The sequence below is a fragment of the Massilia pinisoli genome (genome assembly GCF_024753285.1).
In the GTDB taxonomy this organism is placed as follows: domain Bacteria; phylum Pseudomonadota; class Gammaproteobacteria; order Burkholderiales; family Burkholderiaceae_D; genus Telluria; species Telluria pinisoli.
Genome location: NZ_JANUGW010000026.1, coordinates 1 through 14722 on the forward strand (window position 1 = coordinate 1; position 14722 = coordinate 14722).

Here is a 14722-nt window from a genome sequence, read left to right on the forward strand (position 1 = left end):
AAATCTCCGAGACGATTGAGCGATATCAATAGCGATAAATCCGACCTGTGCGCAACGCCTGATAGTCACGAAACATTGTTAATTCTAGGGTCTGAAAAATCCAATATCTTGTTCTGTTGAGTTCACAGTTTTCCAAAGAATCTAGGCTTTAGCGCTATCAGTCTGCAAAAGTGTTGTATAGACATCGAATTCAATTGTGAAATTTCTACACGTTTATTCCTTTCCGGATAATCTGGCATCCCCGCTTTCAGATGGGAAATCGAAGCCACACAATGGCGTTCGACAAAACTAGATCTCAGGCCTACGTGCCTGCGGAAATCCAACTTTTGTGTTTTTCTAAAAAGGAATAAACATGAAGTCTCAGCAATCGAAGTATCCGGCAGTGTTGAAATTGTGCGCCGTGGCCATCCTCGGTCTCGGCGCCGGCGTTGCAAGCGCGGGCACGAACGCGGATATGGCGGCCGCGCACGCCACGCAGCGCATGGCCGTCTCGGACCTGACTGACCGCATCATCGTCAAGTACAAGGACGAGAGCGCGCCCGTCGTCGTCAAGGGCGCCAAGGGGATGCAGGCCGCAGTCGCCCGCACTGCCGCGCCGCTGTCGGCCTCGCGCAAGGCCGTGGTCGATCGCGCCGGCCAGCAGTTCGGCATGCTGCTGAAGGAATCGCATGCGATCGCCACCGGCGCCCGCATCTTCAAGCTGGACCGCAAGGTGCCCGTGGCCGACGCCGCGAAACTGGCGGCCGAGCTGAAGTCGCGCGATGCTTCGGTCGAGTACGCCGAGCCGGACCGCATGATGCACCCGCTGTTCACGCCGAACGACTCCATGTACAACCAGCAGTGGGATTACTTCGAAGCGACGGGCGGCCTGAACCTGCCGGCCGCCTGGGACAAGTCGACGGGCTCCGGCATCCGCGTGGCCGTGATCGACACGGGTTACCGCCCGCACGCCGACCTGTCGGGCCAGATCCTGGCCGGCTATGACTTCATTTCCGACACGGCCGTCTCGAATGACGGCAACGGCCGCGACAGCGACGCCAGCGACCCGGGCGACTGGGTCGCGGCGGGCGAGTGCGGCACCGGCCAGCCGGCCGAGAACTCGAGCTGGCACGGCACGCACGTGGCCGGCACCATCGCCGCGCTGACGAACAACGGCACCGGCGTCGCCGGCGTCGCGTACGGCGCCAAGATCGTGCCCGTGCGCGTGCTCGGCAAGTGCGGCGGCTACACGTCCGATATCGCGGACGGCATCATCTGGGCATCGGGCGGCACCGTGTCCGGCGTGCCGAACATCGCGGCGCGCGCGCACGTGATCAACATGTCGCTGGGCGGCAGCGGCGCGTGCGACACCACGACGCAGAACGCCATCAACAGCGCCCGTTCGCGCGGCACCGTCGTTGTGGTCGCCGCCGGCAACGAGTCCCAGGATGCCAGCAACAGCAACCCGGCCAATTGCTCGGGCGTGATCGCGGTGGCGGCGACGAACCGCTCCGGCGGCCGCGCGTCGTACTCGAACTACGGCGCCATCGTCGACGTCGCGGCACCGGGCGGCGACTCGGGCGCGGCCATCCTGTCCACCTTGAACGCCGGCACCACGTCGCCGGGCGCCGACAGCTACGCCTCCTACATGGGCACGTCGATGGCGACGCCGCACGTGGCGGGCGTCGTCGCGCTGATGCTGGCCAAGAACCCGAGCCTGACGCCGGACGACGTCGAATCGCGCCTGAAGTCGAGCACGCGGCCGTTCCCGGCCAGCTGCTCGGGCTGCGGCACCGGCATCGTCGACGCGTCGGCCGCGGTGGACGCCGCCGCCGGCACGAGCGGCGGCACCACGATGTCGGAAACGGAGTCGAACAACACGATGGGCACGGCCAACAGCGTGACGACGTCGGGCACGACGGTCAACGGCACGATGAGCAGCTCATCGGATACGGATTACTTCGTCGTCCAACTGCCGGCAGGCAAGACTCTGACGGCCACGATGACGCCGAATTCGACGTCCGACTACGACGTGTACATCTACAACAGCGCGGGCACGTTGTTGTCGTACAGCGAGAACGGCACGGGCAGCGCGGATACGGCGACGTCGTCGAACACCGGATCGGCCATGGCGGCCCGCTATGTGCGTGTCGTCTACTACGCGGGCGGCACGGGCTCGACGAGCGGCAAGTACACGCTGAAGCTGACCTGGTAATCCAACCGTTTCATATCGGATAATTCTCGTTAAAATTCAAATACTTAACTGAAATTTTCCTGTCGTAAAAACCCCGAAAACGGCCCCATGCGGGCCGTTTTTCGTTATGCTGCCCAGTTCAGTTAACGGAAAGGATGCAGCATGACGCAGCGCCACAAGCTCTCTCCCCTGTTGAAAATCTGTGCAGCGGCCCTGATCGCCGCCGGCCCGCTGGTTGCCAGCGCCGCCGGCCAGGACGTCGCCACACAGACGGACCGCCTGATCGTCAAGTACAAGGACAACGGCGACACGTCGCGGACCGGTGTCGCGGCCCGCGCCATCGACCGCACCCGCCAGGCCCTCGCCGACCGCGCCGGCCAGACGTACGGCGCCACCCTGCGCGCGCTGCGCGCGACGGCGAACGGCGCCAACGTGTTCCAGCTGAACCGCACCATGTCGCTCGACGAGGCACGCCAGCTCGCGGCCGAACTGAAGTCGCGCGACACCAACGTCGAGTACGCCGAGCCGGACCGCATCATGGTCCCGCTGGCCACGCCGACCGACCCCAGCTACACGCAGCAGTGGGACCTGTTCGAAGCGACCGGCGGCATCAACGCGCCCGCCGCCTGGGACAAGTCGACCGGTGCCGGCGTCAACGTCGCCGTGATCGACACGGGCTACCGTCCGCATGCCGACCTGTCCGGCCAGATCGTGCAGGGCTTCGATTTCATGTCCATGGCCACCATGGCGAACGACGGCAGCGGCCGCGACACGGACGCCAGCGATCCGGGTGACTGGACCCCGGCCGGCAGCTGCGGCACGGGCATCCCGGCCGCAGACCAGAACTCGAGCTGGCACGGCACCCACGTGTCCGGCACGATCGCCGCGAAGGCGAACAACGGCCTCGGCATCACGGGCATCGCCTACAACGCGAAGATCGTCCCGGCCCGCGTGCTTGGCCGCTGCGGCGGCTACACGTCGGACATCGCCGACGCCATGGTCTGGGCCTCGGGCGGCACCGTCACCGGCGTGCCGGCCAACGCCAACAAGGCGCGCGTGCTGAACCTGTCGCTGGGCGGCACCGGCGCCTGCGACGCCACGACGCAGAACGCGATCAACAGCGCCCGTTCGCGCGGCGCCGTCGTCATCGTCGCGGCCGGCAATGCGAACACGAACGCGATCAACACGAACCCGGCCAACTGCGCGGGCGTGATCACCGTCGCCGCGACGAACCGCTCGGGCGGCAAGGCGTCGTATTCGAACTACGGTACCAACGTCACCATCGCGGCACCGGGCGGCGACAGCGGCGCGGGCATCCTGTCCACGTTGAACTCGGGCACGACGACCCCCGTCGCGGACAATTACGCCTGGTATATGGGCACGTCGATGGCGACCCCGCACGTGGCCGGCGTCGTCGCGCTGATGCTGTCGGCGAACCCGAACCTGACGCCGGACGACGTCGCGGCCAAGCTGAAGTCGACGGCACGTCCGTTCCCGGCCGCGTGCTCGGGTTGCGGTGCGGGCATCGTCAACGCGGCCGCCGCCGTGAACGCGGCGCTGGCATCGTCGACCACCACCACCACGACGACGCCGACCGAGACCTGGACCTTCTGCGCCTCGCAAAACGGTACCTGCACGTTCAGCGGCACGCGTGACGTGCGCTACGGCACGTCGACGGTCTATGTGACGAAAACGTTCACCGGTTCCGTCGCCTGCACGAGTGCCGTGTTCGGCGACCCGGCACCGGGCCACGCCAAGTCGTGCCGTTATTCCAGCATCACGAAGTAATACCTGCCTCACCCGCCGCCGCGTCCTGCGGCGGCGTTCCCTCTTGCACGATTCCTCATTCCCAGCGATACTGTATGCAATTACAGTAGTCGCTCGGCGCGGGCGACCGTCACCGTGAACGACCCCGTCCGCAAGATCATCCACTGCGATTGCGATTGTTTCTATGCATCCGTCGAGATGCGCGACGACCCGTCCCTGCGCGGCCGGCCGCTGGCCGTCGGCGGGCGGGCCGAGCAGCGCGGCGTGGTAGCCACCTGCAACTACGAGGCGCGCCGCTACGGCATCCATTCCGCGATGGCGACGGCGCAGGCGGTCAAGTTGTGCCCCGACCTGATCCTCATTCCGCCGAATATGGAAAAGTACCGGGTCGCGTCGCGCCAGATCATGGACATCTACCGCGACTACACGGAGCTCGTGGAACCGCTGTCGCTGGACGAAGCCTATCTCGACGTGACAAACTCGCCGCACTGCAAGGGCAGCGCCACGTTGATCGCGCAGGAAATCCGGCGCCGCATCTTCGAGACCGTCGGCATCACGGCGTCGGCCGGCGTGGCGCCGAACAAGTTCGTCGCGAAAATCGCCAGCGACTGGAACAAGCCGGACGGGTTGTTCCTCGTGCGGCCCGATGAAATCGACGCGTTCGTCGCTGCCCTGCCTGTGAAGAAATTGTTCGGCGTGGGGAAGGTGACGGCCGCGAAACTGCATCGCCTCGGCGCGCAGACGTGCGGCGACTTGCGCGACTGGAATATGGACAAGTTGCAGCAGCATTTCGGCTCGTTCGGCGCGCGCCTGTACGATTTGTGCCGCGGCATCGACTACCGCGACGTGAACCCGGTGCGCGAGCGCAAGTCGATCAGCACGGAAGAGACGTACACGCCGGACGTGCCGGACCTGGCCGGCTGCCTCGCGCTGCTGCCCGACCTGTACGAGCATCTGCTGGGCCGGATCAAGCGCAACAATGCCGAAAAATTCATCAACAAATTGTTCGTAAAAATCAAGTTCGCCGATTTCCAGCGCACGACCGTCGAGTGCGTCGGCTACGCGCCGAACATGGAGACGTACCGCCACCTGATGGAGACGGGCTGGCTGCGCGCGAGCCGCCCCGTGCGGCTGCTGGGCGTCGGCGTGCGCCTCAGCGATACGGAATCCGTCGAGCAACTAAGCTTGTTTGACGAACGCGCAACACATTGAAAAACCGATCCGGACGACATGATTTTGCGCGTGATCAACGTGTAGAATGTCGTTCCTTTGCAATAAAGAGATAACCGAAAGCAACGTTATGTGGTTCAAGAATCTTCATATCTACCGCCTGCCCGCACCGTGGAATTTCTCCCCTGAACAGATGGAAGAGGCCCTGCAATCGCAGGCGTTCACGCCCGCCAGCAGCAACGAATTGCTGCGCCAGGGCTGGGATTCGCCACGTGGCAATGGCAAGCTCGTCCACGTCGTCAACAAGCAGATGCTGATGATGCTCGGCACCGAAAAGAAGTTGCTGCCGAGCTCGGTCATCAACCAGGTCGCCAAGGCCAAGGCCGCCGAGCTGGAAGAGCAGCAGGGCTTCCCGCCGGGTAAGAAGGCGATGAAGGAACTCAAGGAACGCGTGGCCGACGAGCTGCTGCCGCGCGCGTTCTCCATCCGCGGCAATGTGTGGACGTGGATCGACCCCGTCAACGGCTGGCTCGTCGTCGACGCCGCCAGCCCGAGCAAGGCCGACGACGTCATCAAGCTGCTGCTGAAGGCCGTCGACAAGCTGCCGCTGGAATCGCTGCGCGTGCAGCGTTCGCCGGTCGCCGTCATGACGGGCTGGCTGGAATCGGACGAAGCGCCGTACAACTTCACGATCGACCAGGACACGGAACTGCGCGCCACGGGCGAAAGCAAGGCCGCCGTGCGCTACGTGAAGCACTCGCTGGACCCGGAAGACATCCGCCGCCACATCGCCAACGGCAAGCAGTGCACGCGCCTGGCGATGACGTGGAACAGCCGTATTTCGCTGGTGCTGACCGAGCAGCTGGCCGTCAAGGGCATCAAGCCGCTGGACGTCATCAAGGAAAACGAGACCATCACCTACAGCGACGACGAGCGTTTCGATAACGACGTCATGCTGATGACGGGCGAGCTGGCCAAGATGCTGACCGACCTGGTGGAAGCCTTGGGCGGCGAGGCAAAAGCGTAGGGTGGACGGCTGCACCGCGGTGGGCGCATGACGGCGGCGTGAATGCCGTCCACGCGTTCAACCAGCGAGTGAATGGACGATATAGTCATTCATAAGCCGGTTGAACGCGTGGACGGGAGACCCGTCCACCCTACACCGGGCCGTTTTGTTTCTCACTTCACCGACGCCACTTCCTCGGTGGTCGCCGGCTCCTTCTTGCCCCCACCCATTTCCGGCTGCCCGCCCGTGTACGTGGGCCCCTGGCGGTTTTCGCCCGGCGCCGGCTTGCCCGGCAGCGGTTGCAGGGCCTTCGCCTTTTCCAGGTCGATGCCGGCGATCTCGGCCACGCGGCGGCCGTAGTCCTCGTCGCAATGCCACAGGTGCCACACCATGCGCAGCTGGATCAATTCCGGGCACTTCTTGAGGTCGCCGCCGACGTTGTTGACGAGGTCGTCGCGTTCCCAATCGGCGAACGTGCGGTAGCGGTCGCCGGCTTGGCGATAGTCGTCGGCCGTGCGGCTCGTCTGGTAGCGCCCCAGATGGCCTTCGACGTGCTGGTGGTAATCCTTGTCGGGCTGCGGCGCTTCGTTCAGGCCGCCCAGCACGCTCGGTTCATAGTTGATGTGTTTGTCTTCGCCGCCACCGTCGACGTAGAACGTCATCTGCCCGTCGCGCTGGTTCGTGCGCGCGACCGCTTTTTCCTGCGGCGCATTGATCGGCAGTTGCAGGTAGTTCGGGCCGACGCGGTAGCGCTGCGTGTCGGAGTACGACAGCGTGCGGCCTTGCAGCATCTTGTCGTCCGAGAAATCGACGCCATCGACGAGCACGCCTGTGCCGAACGCGGACTGCTCGGTTTCGGCAAACACATTGTCCGGATTCTTGTTGAGCACCATGCGCCCGACGGGCAGCAGCGGGAAGCGGTCTTCCGGCCAGCGCTTCGTGTCGTCCAGCGGATCGAACTCGAGTTCCGGATGCTCGCCGTCGTGCATGACCTGCACGCAGAATTCCCACTCCGGAAACTCGCCGCGCTCGATGGCGTCGTACAGGTCGCGCGTGGCGTGGCTCGTGTCGTGCGCCTGGATCTCGGCGGCTTGCTGGCTCGTCAGGTTGCGCACGCCCTGTTTCGGCTGCCAGTGGAATTTGACGAGGTGGGCGATGCCCTGGTCGTTCACCAGCTTGTACGTGTTGACGCCGGAACCTTCCATTTCGCGGTAATTGGCGGGAATGCCCCACGGGCTCTTGACCCACGTAACCATGTGCAGCGCTTCCGGATGGCTGCAGATGAAATCGTAGAAGCGCCACGGTTCCTGCTGGTTTGTGACGGGGTCGGGTTTGAACGCGTGGATCATGTCCGGGAACTTGATCGCGTCGCGGATGAAGAAGACCTTCAGGTTATTGCCCACGAGGTCCCAGTTGCCGTCGACGGTTTTCAGCTTGACGGCGAAGCCGCGCGGATCGCGCGCCGTCTCCGGCGATTCCTTGCCGCCGATGACGGTCGAGAAGCGCACGAACACGGGCGTCTGCACACCGGTTTCGTTGAGCACGCGGGCCCGCGTGTACTTGCTCGCGGGCTCGTCACCGATCTTGCCGTAGGCTTCGAAATAGCCGTGCGCGCCCGTGCCGCGCGCATGCACCACGCGCTCGGGGATGCGCTCGCGGTCGAAGTGGGTGATCTTTTCGATGAACTGGTAGTTCTCGAGGGTGGCCGGGCCGCGTTCGCCGACGGAACGCATGGCCTGGTTGTCGCGGACGGGGTGGCCCTGGCGCGTGGTCAGGGTGGGGCGCTGCTCGCTCATCGCTGGATCCTCCTGGCTCGTGGGAGGTTCATTATAGGAAGCGACGCCGATGCGCAGCGCCCGACAGGCGTCTTACAGCGCCTGGAACACGCCCGCCGCGCGGTTCTTCGTGACGTTATCCCACGTGAACACCTTGCCGTTCATCGCGACGTACACGCCGGGCGGCAAGGTCTGTGCCGCGGCGCATGCGAAGCCGAAGTTGAACAGCGCATCGGAGTTCGCGATTTCGTAGGGGATCATGGCGCCCGTGAACACGATCGTCTTGTCCGACAGCGCGGCGCCCAATACCTCGGCCGTTTCGCGCATCGTGTCGGTGCCGTGCACGATCACGATCTGTTTTTCGCTCGCAGCCTGGCAAGCGGCCAGCACGTTCTTGCGGTCGGCGTCCTGCATGTCCAGCGAGTCAAGCATGGAGACGACCTGCAGCTCGACGGGAATCGTCATGCGCGAGCGTGCGATGACTTCCGGCAAGTGGCTGTCGGCAAAGCCCAAAACGCCGTTGAGTTCGTTGTAGTGTTTGTCGAAGGTGCCGCCCGTGGCGAGGATCCGCAAAGTCATGATGATTTGAAAACTCTGTAAAAAAAGGTGGGTAATGATAGCCGCAAACGGTAGTGTATCCGTATGTGTCTGCGCTAGAATCGTTTGGATCGGATGAGTATCCTTTCTCCTTTTTGGGCCGAGCCCGCCATCCCATGAAACCCGTCGCACCCGGCACCGTCATCTTCCACCGCCATCGCGGCTATGGCGTCATCACGCACGTCAACCTGCTGACGGGCTGGATTTCCGCGCGCTTCGGCAGCGAGACGCGCACGCTCGACCTGAACCTGTCGACCGACGAAGTGCAGCATGCCGACGGCGAGCCGATCCTGTTCCGCCGCTCTCCGCCCGACCGCATGCCGCATGCGCGCCTGATGGCGATGGTGCGCGAGCTGCACAAGGCCGGCTACGAAAAGCTGTACCTGTATTCCTGGCCCAAGCCGTCCGGCTTGCACTGGCGCTGGCATCTGTTCACTGGCCAGCGCGACTGGATGCAGCGGCCATGGCGCGAAGGCTGGTACGGTTCCGGCGCCGACTACAACAACAATCCCGTGATGGGCTGGGGCGATGCGCCCGGCGCCAGCACGGACGAGCTCGTCCACGCGCTGGCGATGTTCGACCCGGAAGGCCTCGCGCGCGCGCTCGGGCGCGACGAGGACCACACGACGTGGTTCGCGAACGTGTGCGATGCGTTGCTGCCGGGCTTTATGTATTCCTTCGATATGGCACCGATGCAAAAGAACGCGGACGGCAGCCTGATCGAGATGCCGCCCGTGCCCGTCGTGCCCGTGCGCGCGGGCTTGCCGGCATATTCCGGGCCCGCGATCGAGTGGCCGCCCGGTTGGGCCGGCTTGTGGACGCGGCGGCATGAGATGCCGGTGCGCAAGCCCAACTTCACGGGCGAGCCCGAATTACGTTGATGTGTTGATGCCGCGTGGACGTTCGTGTGCGTCACCGGCCCAGCGTTCAACTCACGGGCGAGCCGAAGTTGCGGTAGCCAACGTGCCGATGAACCGTAGGGTGGTCGGGTCCCCCGACCACGCGTTCAACGACCGTAGCGTTACCGTCCCAACGCCTCCGGGTTCAAGATATTGGTCGGCGTCCCGTTCGCAAACTGCACGACATTCTCGAACGCCGCCCGGAAATACAGCTCATAACTGTCCTGCTCGACATACCCCAGGTGCGGCGTCGCCAGCACCGTCGGAATCTTCAAGATAGCCGCATCGGCAGCAAGCGGCTCGCTCGTGAACACATCCAGCGCCGCATAACCCGGCCGCCCCTTGCGCAGCGCTGCCTCCAGCGCGCCTTCCTCGACCAGTTCCGCCCGGCTCGTGTTCACGAACAAGGCGTCGCGTTTCATCCGGGCCAGGTCCTCGGCCGTGACGATGCCGCGCGTCGCATCGTTCAACCGCAGGTGCAGGCTGATCACGTCCGCCTGCTCGAAGAACGCCTCGCGCGTGGGCGCGGCGGATAAGCCGTCGGCCGTGGCGGCGGCGCGGCTCTTGTCGCTGCCCCACACCATCACCTGCATGCCGAACGCCTGCGCATAACCGGCGATCATCTGCCCGATCTTGCCGTAGCCCCAGATGCCCAGGGTACGGCCCTTCAGCACGCGGCCCAAGCCGTTGAGCTCGGGATTGATCGAGGCCGTCTGCCACAACCCATCCTTCAGGTTATTGGCATAAGGCACGATCTTGCGGCTGGCCGCCATGATCAGTGCCCACGTCAGCTCGGCCGGCGCGACGGGGGAGCCGATGCCTTCCGCGATCGCGACGCCGTGCTCCGTCGCGGCCGCCACGTCGATGTGGCCGGCCACCTTGCCCGTCTGCGACAGCAACTTGAGGTTGGGCAGCTTGGCCAGCAGCGCGCGCGGGAACGCGGTGCGTTCGCGGATCAGCACGAGGGCGTCGAACGGCGCGAGGCGGATCGCCAGCTGGCCCAGGCCGCGGGTCGAGTTATTGAATACCTTGACCTCGTGCCCATCCAGCAAACGGAAGCAGTCGAGGCCGCGGACGGCATCCTGATAGTCGTCAAGAATCGCAATTTTCATGGAGTTGGCAGATTTTGTCAGCAAGAAAGTAATGAAATAACAGGATATGAATGGGAGAAAATAACCTACTACATTACTCAACCAAAATTCCTACATTTTTGTTATTGAAGCATTTAAAACGCGTTTGTGCAGGTGTAGAATCGACCAGAAATAAGAGCCCAGGATGTCAGATTGACATTACTTGCGGCCAGTAGCACACGTTCCAACCAGCCCCCGGCAGCGCGCATACGCGATCACCGGGCTGGCGACATGACCGCCGTAGTGCCGAGCCGTGAACCGCACGGAGTTTCCGGTGCGGGCCCACGAGGCCTTCCTTCACGACGATCCTGCCGGGACAAGATAAACGGGATTCCGACCGCCGCGCGCATTGCAGGCCGCCGCCTCTGCCGCAGAACAGGCCGTTGGAATCGCCAGGAATTCTTAATTGGCATTGGAGGTATGTATGAACCAGCCCGTGATGGGCGGCGTCGCCGCACTGAACGTCCCAGCTTACATCAAGCACAACAAACTCATCAATTGGGTGGCCGAGATCGCGGCCCTCACGAAGCCCGACGCCATCTACTGGTGCGACGGCTCCGAAGAAGAGTACGACCGCCTGTGCGCACAGATGGTCGAGGCCGGCACGATGAAGCGCCTGAACCCGGCCAAGCGCCCGAATTCCTACCTCGCCTGCTCCGACCCGAGCGACGTGGCCCGCGTCGAAGACCGCACGTTCATCTGCTCGGCCACGAAGGAGCAGGCGGGTCCGACCAATAACTGGACCGACCCGAACGAAATGCGCCAGACGCTGAACGGCCTGTTCGACGGCTGCATGGCCGGCCGCACGATGTACGTCGTGCCGTTCTCGATGGGCCCGCTGGGTTCGCCGATCGCGCATATCGGCGTGGAACTGTCCGATTCGCCGTATGTCGCAGTCAACATGCGCATCATGACCCGCATGGGCAAGGCCGTGTACGACGTGCTCGGTACCGATGGCGATTTCGTGCCGTGCGTGCACACGGTCGGCATGCCGCTGCAGCCGGGCCAGCAGGACGTGCGCTGGCCGTGCAACGCCACCAAGTACATCGTCCACTATCCGGAAACGCGCGAGATCTGGTCGTTCGGTTCGGGCTACGGCGGCAACGCGCTGCTGGGCAAGAAATGCTTCGCGTTGCGCATCGCCTCCAATATGGGGTACCAGGACGCGCAGCAGGGCGGTCCGGGCTGGCTGGCCGAGCACATGCTGATCCTCGGCGTGGAATCGCCGCAGGGCGACAAGAAATACGTCGCGGCCGCGTTCCCGTCGGCCTGCGGCAAGACGAACTTCGCGATGCTGATCCCGCCCGCCGGCTTCGAAGGCTGGAAGGTGACGACCATCGGCGACGACATCGCCTGGATCAAGCCGGGCACGGACGGCAAGCTGTACGCCATCAACCCGGAAGCGGGCTATTTCGGCGTCGCCCCGGGCACGAACGACAAGACGAATCCGAACTGCATGGCGTCGCTGCGCGAAAACGTCATCTTCACGAACGTGGCGCTGACGGACGACGGCGACGTGTGGTGGGAAGGCATGACGAAAGAAGCGCCGGCACACCTGATCGACTGGCAAGGCAAGGACTGGACCCCGGCATCCGGCACGAAGGCCGCGCACCCGAACGCGCGCTTCACCGTGGCCGCCACGCAGAATCCCGTCATCGACCCGGCCTGGAACGATCCGGCCGGCGTGCCGATCTCGGCCTTCATCTTCGGCGGCCGCCGCTCGACGACGGTCCCGCTGGTGACGGAAGCCCGCAACTGGACGGAAGGCGTCTACATGGCCGCCACGATGGGCTCGGAAACGACGGCCGCCGCAGCCGGCCAGATGGGCATCGTGCGCCGCGACCCGTACGCCATGCTGCCGTTCATCGGCTACAACATGAGCGATTACTTCCAGCACTGGCTCGATCTGGGCCGCAAAGTGGCGGACAAGAACCCGCAAGCGCTGCCGAAGATCTTCTGCGTCAACTGGTTCCGCACCGATGACAACGGCAAGTTCGTGTGGCCGGGCTACGGTGACAACATGCGCGTGCTGAAGTGGATCCTCGACCGCACGCAGGGCCAGGCCGGCGGCGTCGAGAACATGTTCGGCACCACGCCGACGTACGGCGACCTGAACTGGACCGGCATCGAGTTCACGACCGAGCAATTCGACCGGATCACGTCGATCGACAAGGACGCGTGGCGCGAGGAACTGAAGCTGCACAGCGAGCTGTTCGACAAGCTGGCCTACCGCCTGCCGCAGGAACTGGTGGCCACCAAGGCACAGCTGGAGAAACGCCTGGCCGAGTAAGCACGGCTGGAGAAGGACAAGCGAGGAGACGACGGCGGTCCCAAGAGGCCGCCGCGAGACGAGAGAAGGGACAGGCTGCGCCTGTCCCTTTTTTCATGGCGCATCGCCACGGACGGCGACAAGTCGACGGTCCTCTCTACCAATCCGGGCGTTTCCGTGCACATCGACAGTTGATGATTTCTCGCATGGAGTTGCGCGAAATCATTTGGTTTTTTGATTTTACTAAACGAAGGTAATCATTTATCCTGTCGTCAACTCGCACTGTTAGCGCAAACATTTTGATATGCGAGTCCCGACGTCATAAGGACAACAAGCATGAGACACCGCCGCACTGTGCTGCGCGCCGCCCTGGCGCTGGCATTCGCTTCCCCATTCGCCCTGCCCGCGACCGCATCGGCCGCGGGCACCACGCGCCAGATCGTCGTCGACGCGAACGCGCCGACCGTCGCACGCGACCATTTCGCCGACCTGTCGGTGGGCTCCGACTACCCGGGCACCTTGATCCGCGACGACAGCCTGGCCCAGCTGAAGATCGCGAAAGACGAGCTGGGCTTCCGCTATATCCGCTTCCACGCGATCTTCCACGACATCCTCGGCACCTATAAAGTCGTCAACGGCAAGCCCGTGTACGACTGGACGAAGATCGACTACCTGTACGACAAGCTGCTGGGCATGGGCATCAAGCCGTTCGTCGAGCTGGGCTTCACGCCGGAGGCGATGAAGTCGTCGGACGCCAGCATCTTCTACTGGAAGGGCAACACGTCGCATCCGAAACCGGACCAGTGGGCCGGCCTCGTCGACGCGTTCGTGCGTCACGTGCAGCAGCGCTACGGCAAGGAAGAAGTGCGCAGCTGGTTCTTCGAAGTGTGGAACGAGCCGAACCTGGACGGCTTCTGGGAAAAGGCTGACCAGAAAGCGTATTTCGAGTTGTTCGACCTGACGTCGAAGACCCTGAAGGCGATCGACCCGGACCTGCGCGTGGGCGGTCCGTCGACGGCGGGCGCGGCGTGGGTGCCGGAATTCCTCGCACACACGAAGCAGAGCGGCGCGGCGGTCGACTTCATCACGACGCACACGTACGGCGTGGACGGCGGCTTCCTGGACGAGAACGGCCAGGGCGACCAGAAGCTGTCACCGAAGCCGGACGGCATCGTCGGCGACGTGGTCAAGGTCCGCAAGGAGATCGAGGCGTCGTACCTGCCCAAGCTGCCGCTGTATTTCACGGAGTGGAGCACGAGCTACAACCCGCGCGACCTCGTACACGATTCGTACATCAGCGCCGCGTACATCCTGTCGAAGCTGAAGGCGACGGAAGGCGTCGCGCAAGGCATGAGCTACTGGACGTACACGGACCTGTTCGAGGAACCGGGTCCGCCGACGGCGCCGTTCGAAGGCGGCTTCGGCCTGATGAACCCGCAGGGCATCCGCAAGGCCGCGTGGTTCGCGTACAAGTACATGCACGAACTGGGCGACCAGCAGGTGCAGACGGCCGACAAGCAAAGCTGGGTGACGAAAGACGCGAACGGCGTGCAGGTGCTCGCCTGGGACTTCCAGACGCCGGACATGGGCAAGAAGACGAACCGTCCGTTCTTCGGCGCCGTCCAGCCGACGAAGAAAGCGACGCCGCTGAAGATCCAGCTGAAGGGCATGAAGCCGGGCACGTACGCGGTGCAGATCTACCGCACGGGCTTCAAGGCCAACGACGCATACACGGCCTACATCGAGATGGGCAAGCCGAAGACGCTCACGGGCGACCAGCTCGCGCAGCTGCAGGCGCTGGCCGCCGACAAGCCGGAAACGAAGTCCGTGAAGGTCGGCGCGAACGGCGCGGCGAGCGTGCAGGTGCCGATGCGTGCCAACGACGTCGTGCTGGTCAAGATCGCGCAATGACCTGACCTGACTGACCTGACGCGGT

General features: G+C 64.0%; 10 protein-coding genes. 7 read left to right on the plus strand and 3 right to left on the minus strand.

Features of this window, described 5'->3' with window-relative positions; all coding sequences use genetic code 11:
* Positions 1 to 352: 352 nt before the first annotated feature.
* The 4 genes from NX784_RS25025 (at position 353) to NX784_RS25040 (ending at position 6137) form a co-directional block, all read left to right on the plus strand.
* The gene (locus NX784_RS25025) at positions 353 to 2194 is read left to right on the plus strand and encodes a S8 family peptidase (RefSeq protein ID WP_258819403.1); all 1842 of its coding nucleotides are present in this window, start codon (positions 353 to 355) and stop codon (positions 2192 to 2194) included.
* A 141-nt stretch (positions 2195 to 2335) separates the two neighbouring features.
* Positions 2336 to 3961 carry a S8 family peptidase gene (locus NX784_RS25030; RefSeq protein ID WP_258819404.1) on the plus strand — a complete coding sequence of 542 codons (1626 nt, stop codon included), beginning with the start codon at positions 2336 to 2338 and terminating at the stop codon, positions 3959 to 3961.
* Between the two features lie 114 nt (positions 3962 to 4075).
* Complete coding sequence (gene dinB, locus NX784_RS25035) at positions 4076 to 5152, plus strand: DNA polymerase IV (protein WP_258819405.1); 1077 nt, start codon at positions 4076 to 4078, stop codon at positions 5150 to 5152.
* A gap of 88 nt (positions 5153 to 5240) precedes the next feature.
* A complete protein-coding gene (locus NX784_RS25040) occupies positions 5241 to 6137 on the plus strand; it encodes a recombination-associated protein RdgC (protein ID WP_258819406.1) in 897 nt (298 codons plus the stop codon).
* Between the two features lie 152 nt (positions 6138 to 6289).
* On the opposite strand, the gene NX784_RS25045 is transcribed toward NX784_RS25040, so the two are convergent.
* Both NX784_RS25045 and NX784_RS25050 read right to left on the minus strand, forming a co-directional pair.
* Entirely contained in the window at positions 6290 to 7912 is a 1623-nt protein-coding gene (locus tag NX784_RS25045) for a catalase (RefSeq protein ID WP_258819407.1), read from the minus strand.
* A gap of 72 nt (positions 7913 to 7984) precedes the next feature.
* Positions 7985 to 8470, minus strand: a complete 486-nt coding sequence (locus NX784_RS25050) for an asparaginase domain-containing protein (RefSeq protein ID WP_258819408.1) — start codon at positions 8468 to 8470, stop codon at positions 7985 to 7987.
* 134 nt (positions 8471 to 8604) lie between these two features.
* On the opposite strand from NX784_RS25050, the gene NX784_RS25055 reads away from it, so the two are divergent.
* On the plus strand, positions 8605 to 9369 hold the full coding sequence (locus NX784_RS25055; protein WP_258819409.1) for an L-asparaginase: 765 nt from the start codon (positions 8605 to 8607) through the stop codon (positions 9367 to 9369).
* A gap of 140 nt (positions 9370 to 9509) precedes the next feature.
* Here NX784_RS25055 and NX784_RS25060 read toward each other — a convergent pair whose 3' ends face one another.
* Positions 9510 to 10499, minus strand: a complete 990-nt coding sequence (locus tag NX784_RS25060; RefSeq protein ID WP_258819410.1) for a D-2-hydroxyacid dehydrogenase family protein — start codon at positions 10497 to 10499, stop codon at positions 9510 to 9512.
* A 442-nt stretch (positions 10500 to 10941) separates the two neighbouring features.
* Here NX784_RS25060 and NX784_RS25065 point away from each other — a divergent pair, with 442 nt between their 5' ends.
* Both NX784_RS25065 and NX784_RS25070 read left to right on the plus strand, forming a co-directional pair.
* Complete coding sequence (locus tag NX784_RS25065) at positions 10942 to 12807, plus strand: phosphoenolpyruvate carboxykinase (GTP) (RefSeq protein ID WP_258819411.1); 1866 nt, start codon at positions 10942 to 10944, stop codon at positions 12805 to 12807.
* 315 nt (positions 12808 to 13122) lie between these two features.
* Entirely contained in the window at positions 13123 to 14697 is a 1575-nt protein-coding gene (locus NX784_RS25070) for a GH39 family glycosyl hydrolase (RefSeq protein WP_258819412.1), read from the plus strand.
* The last annotated feature ends 25 nt before the right edge of the window (positions 14698 to 14722 follow it).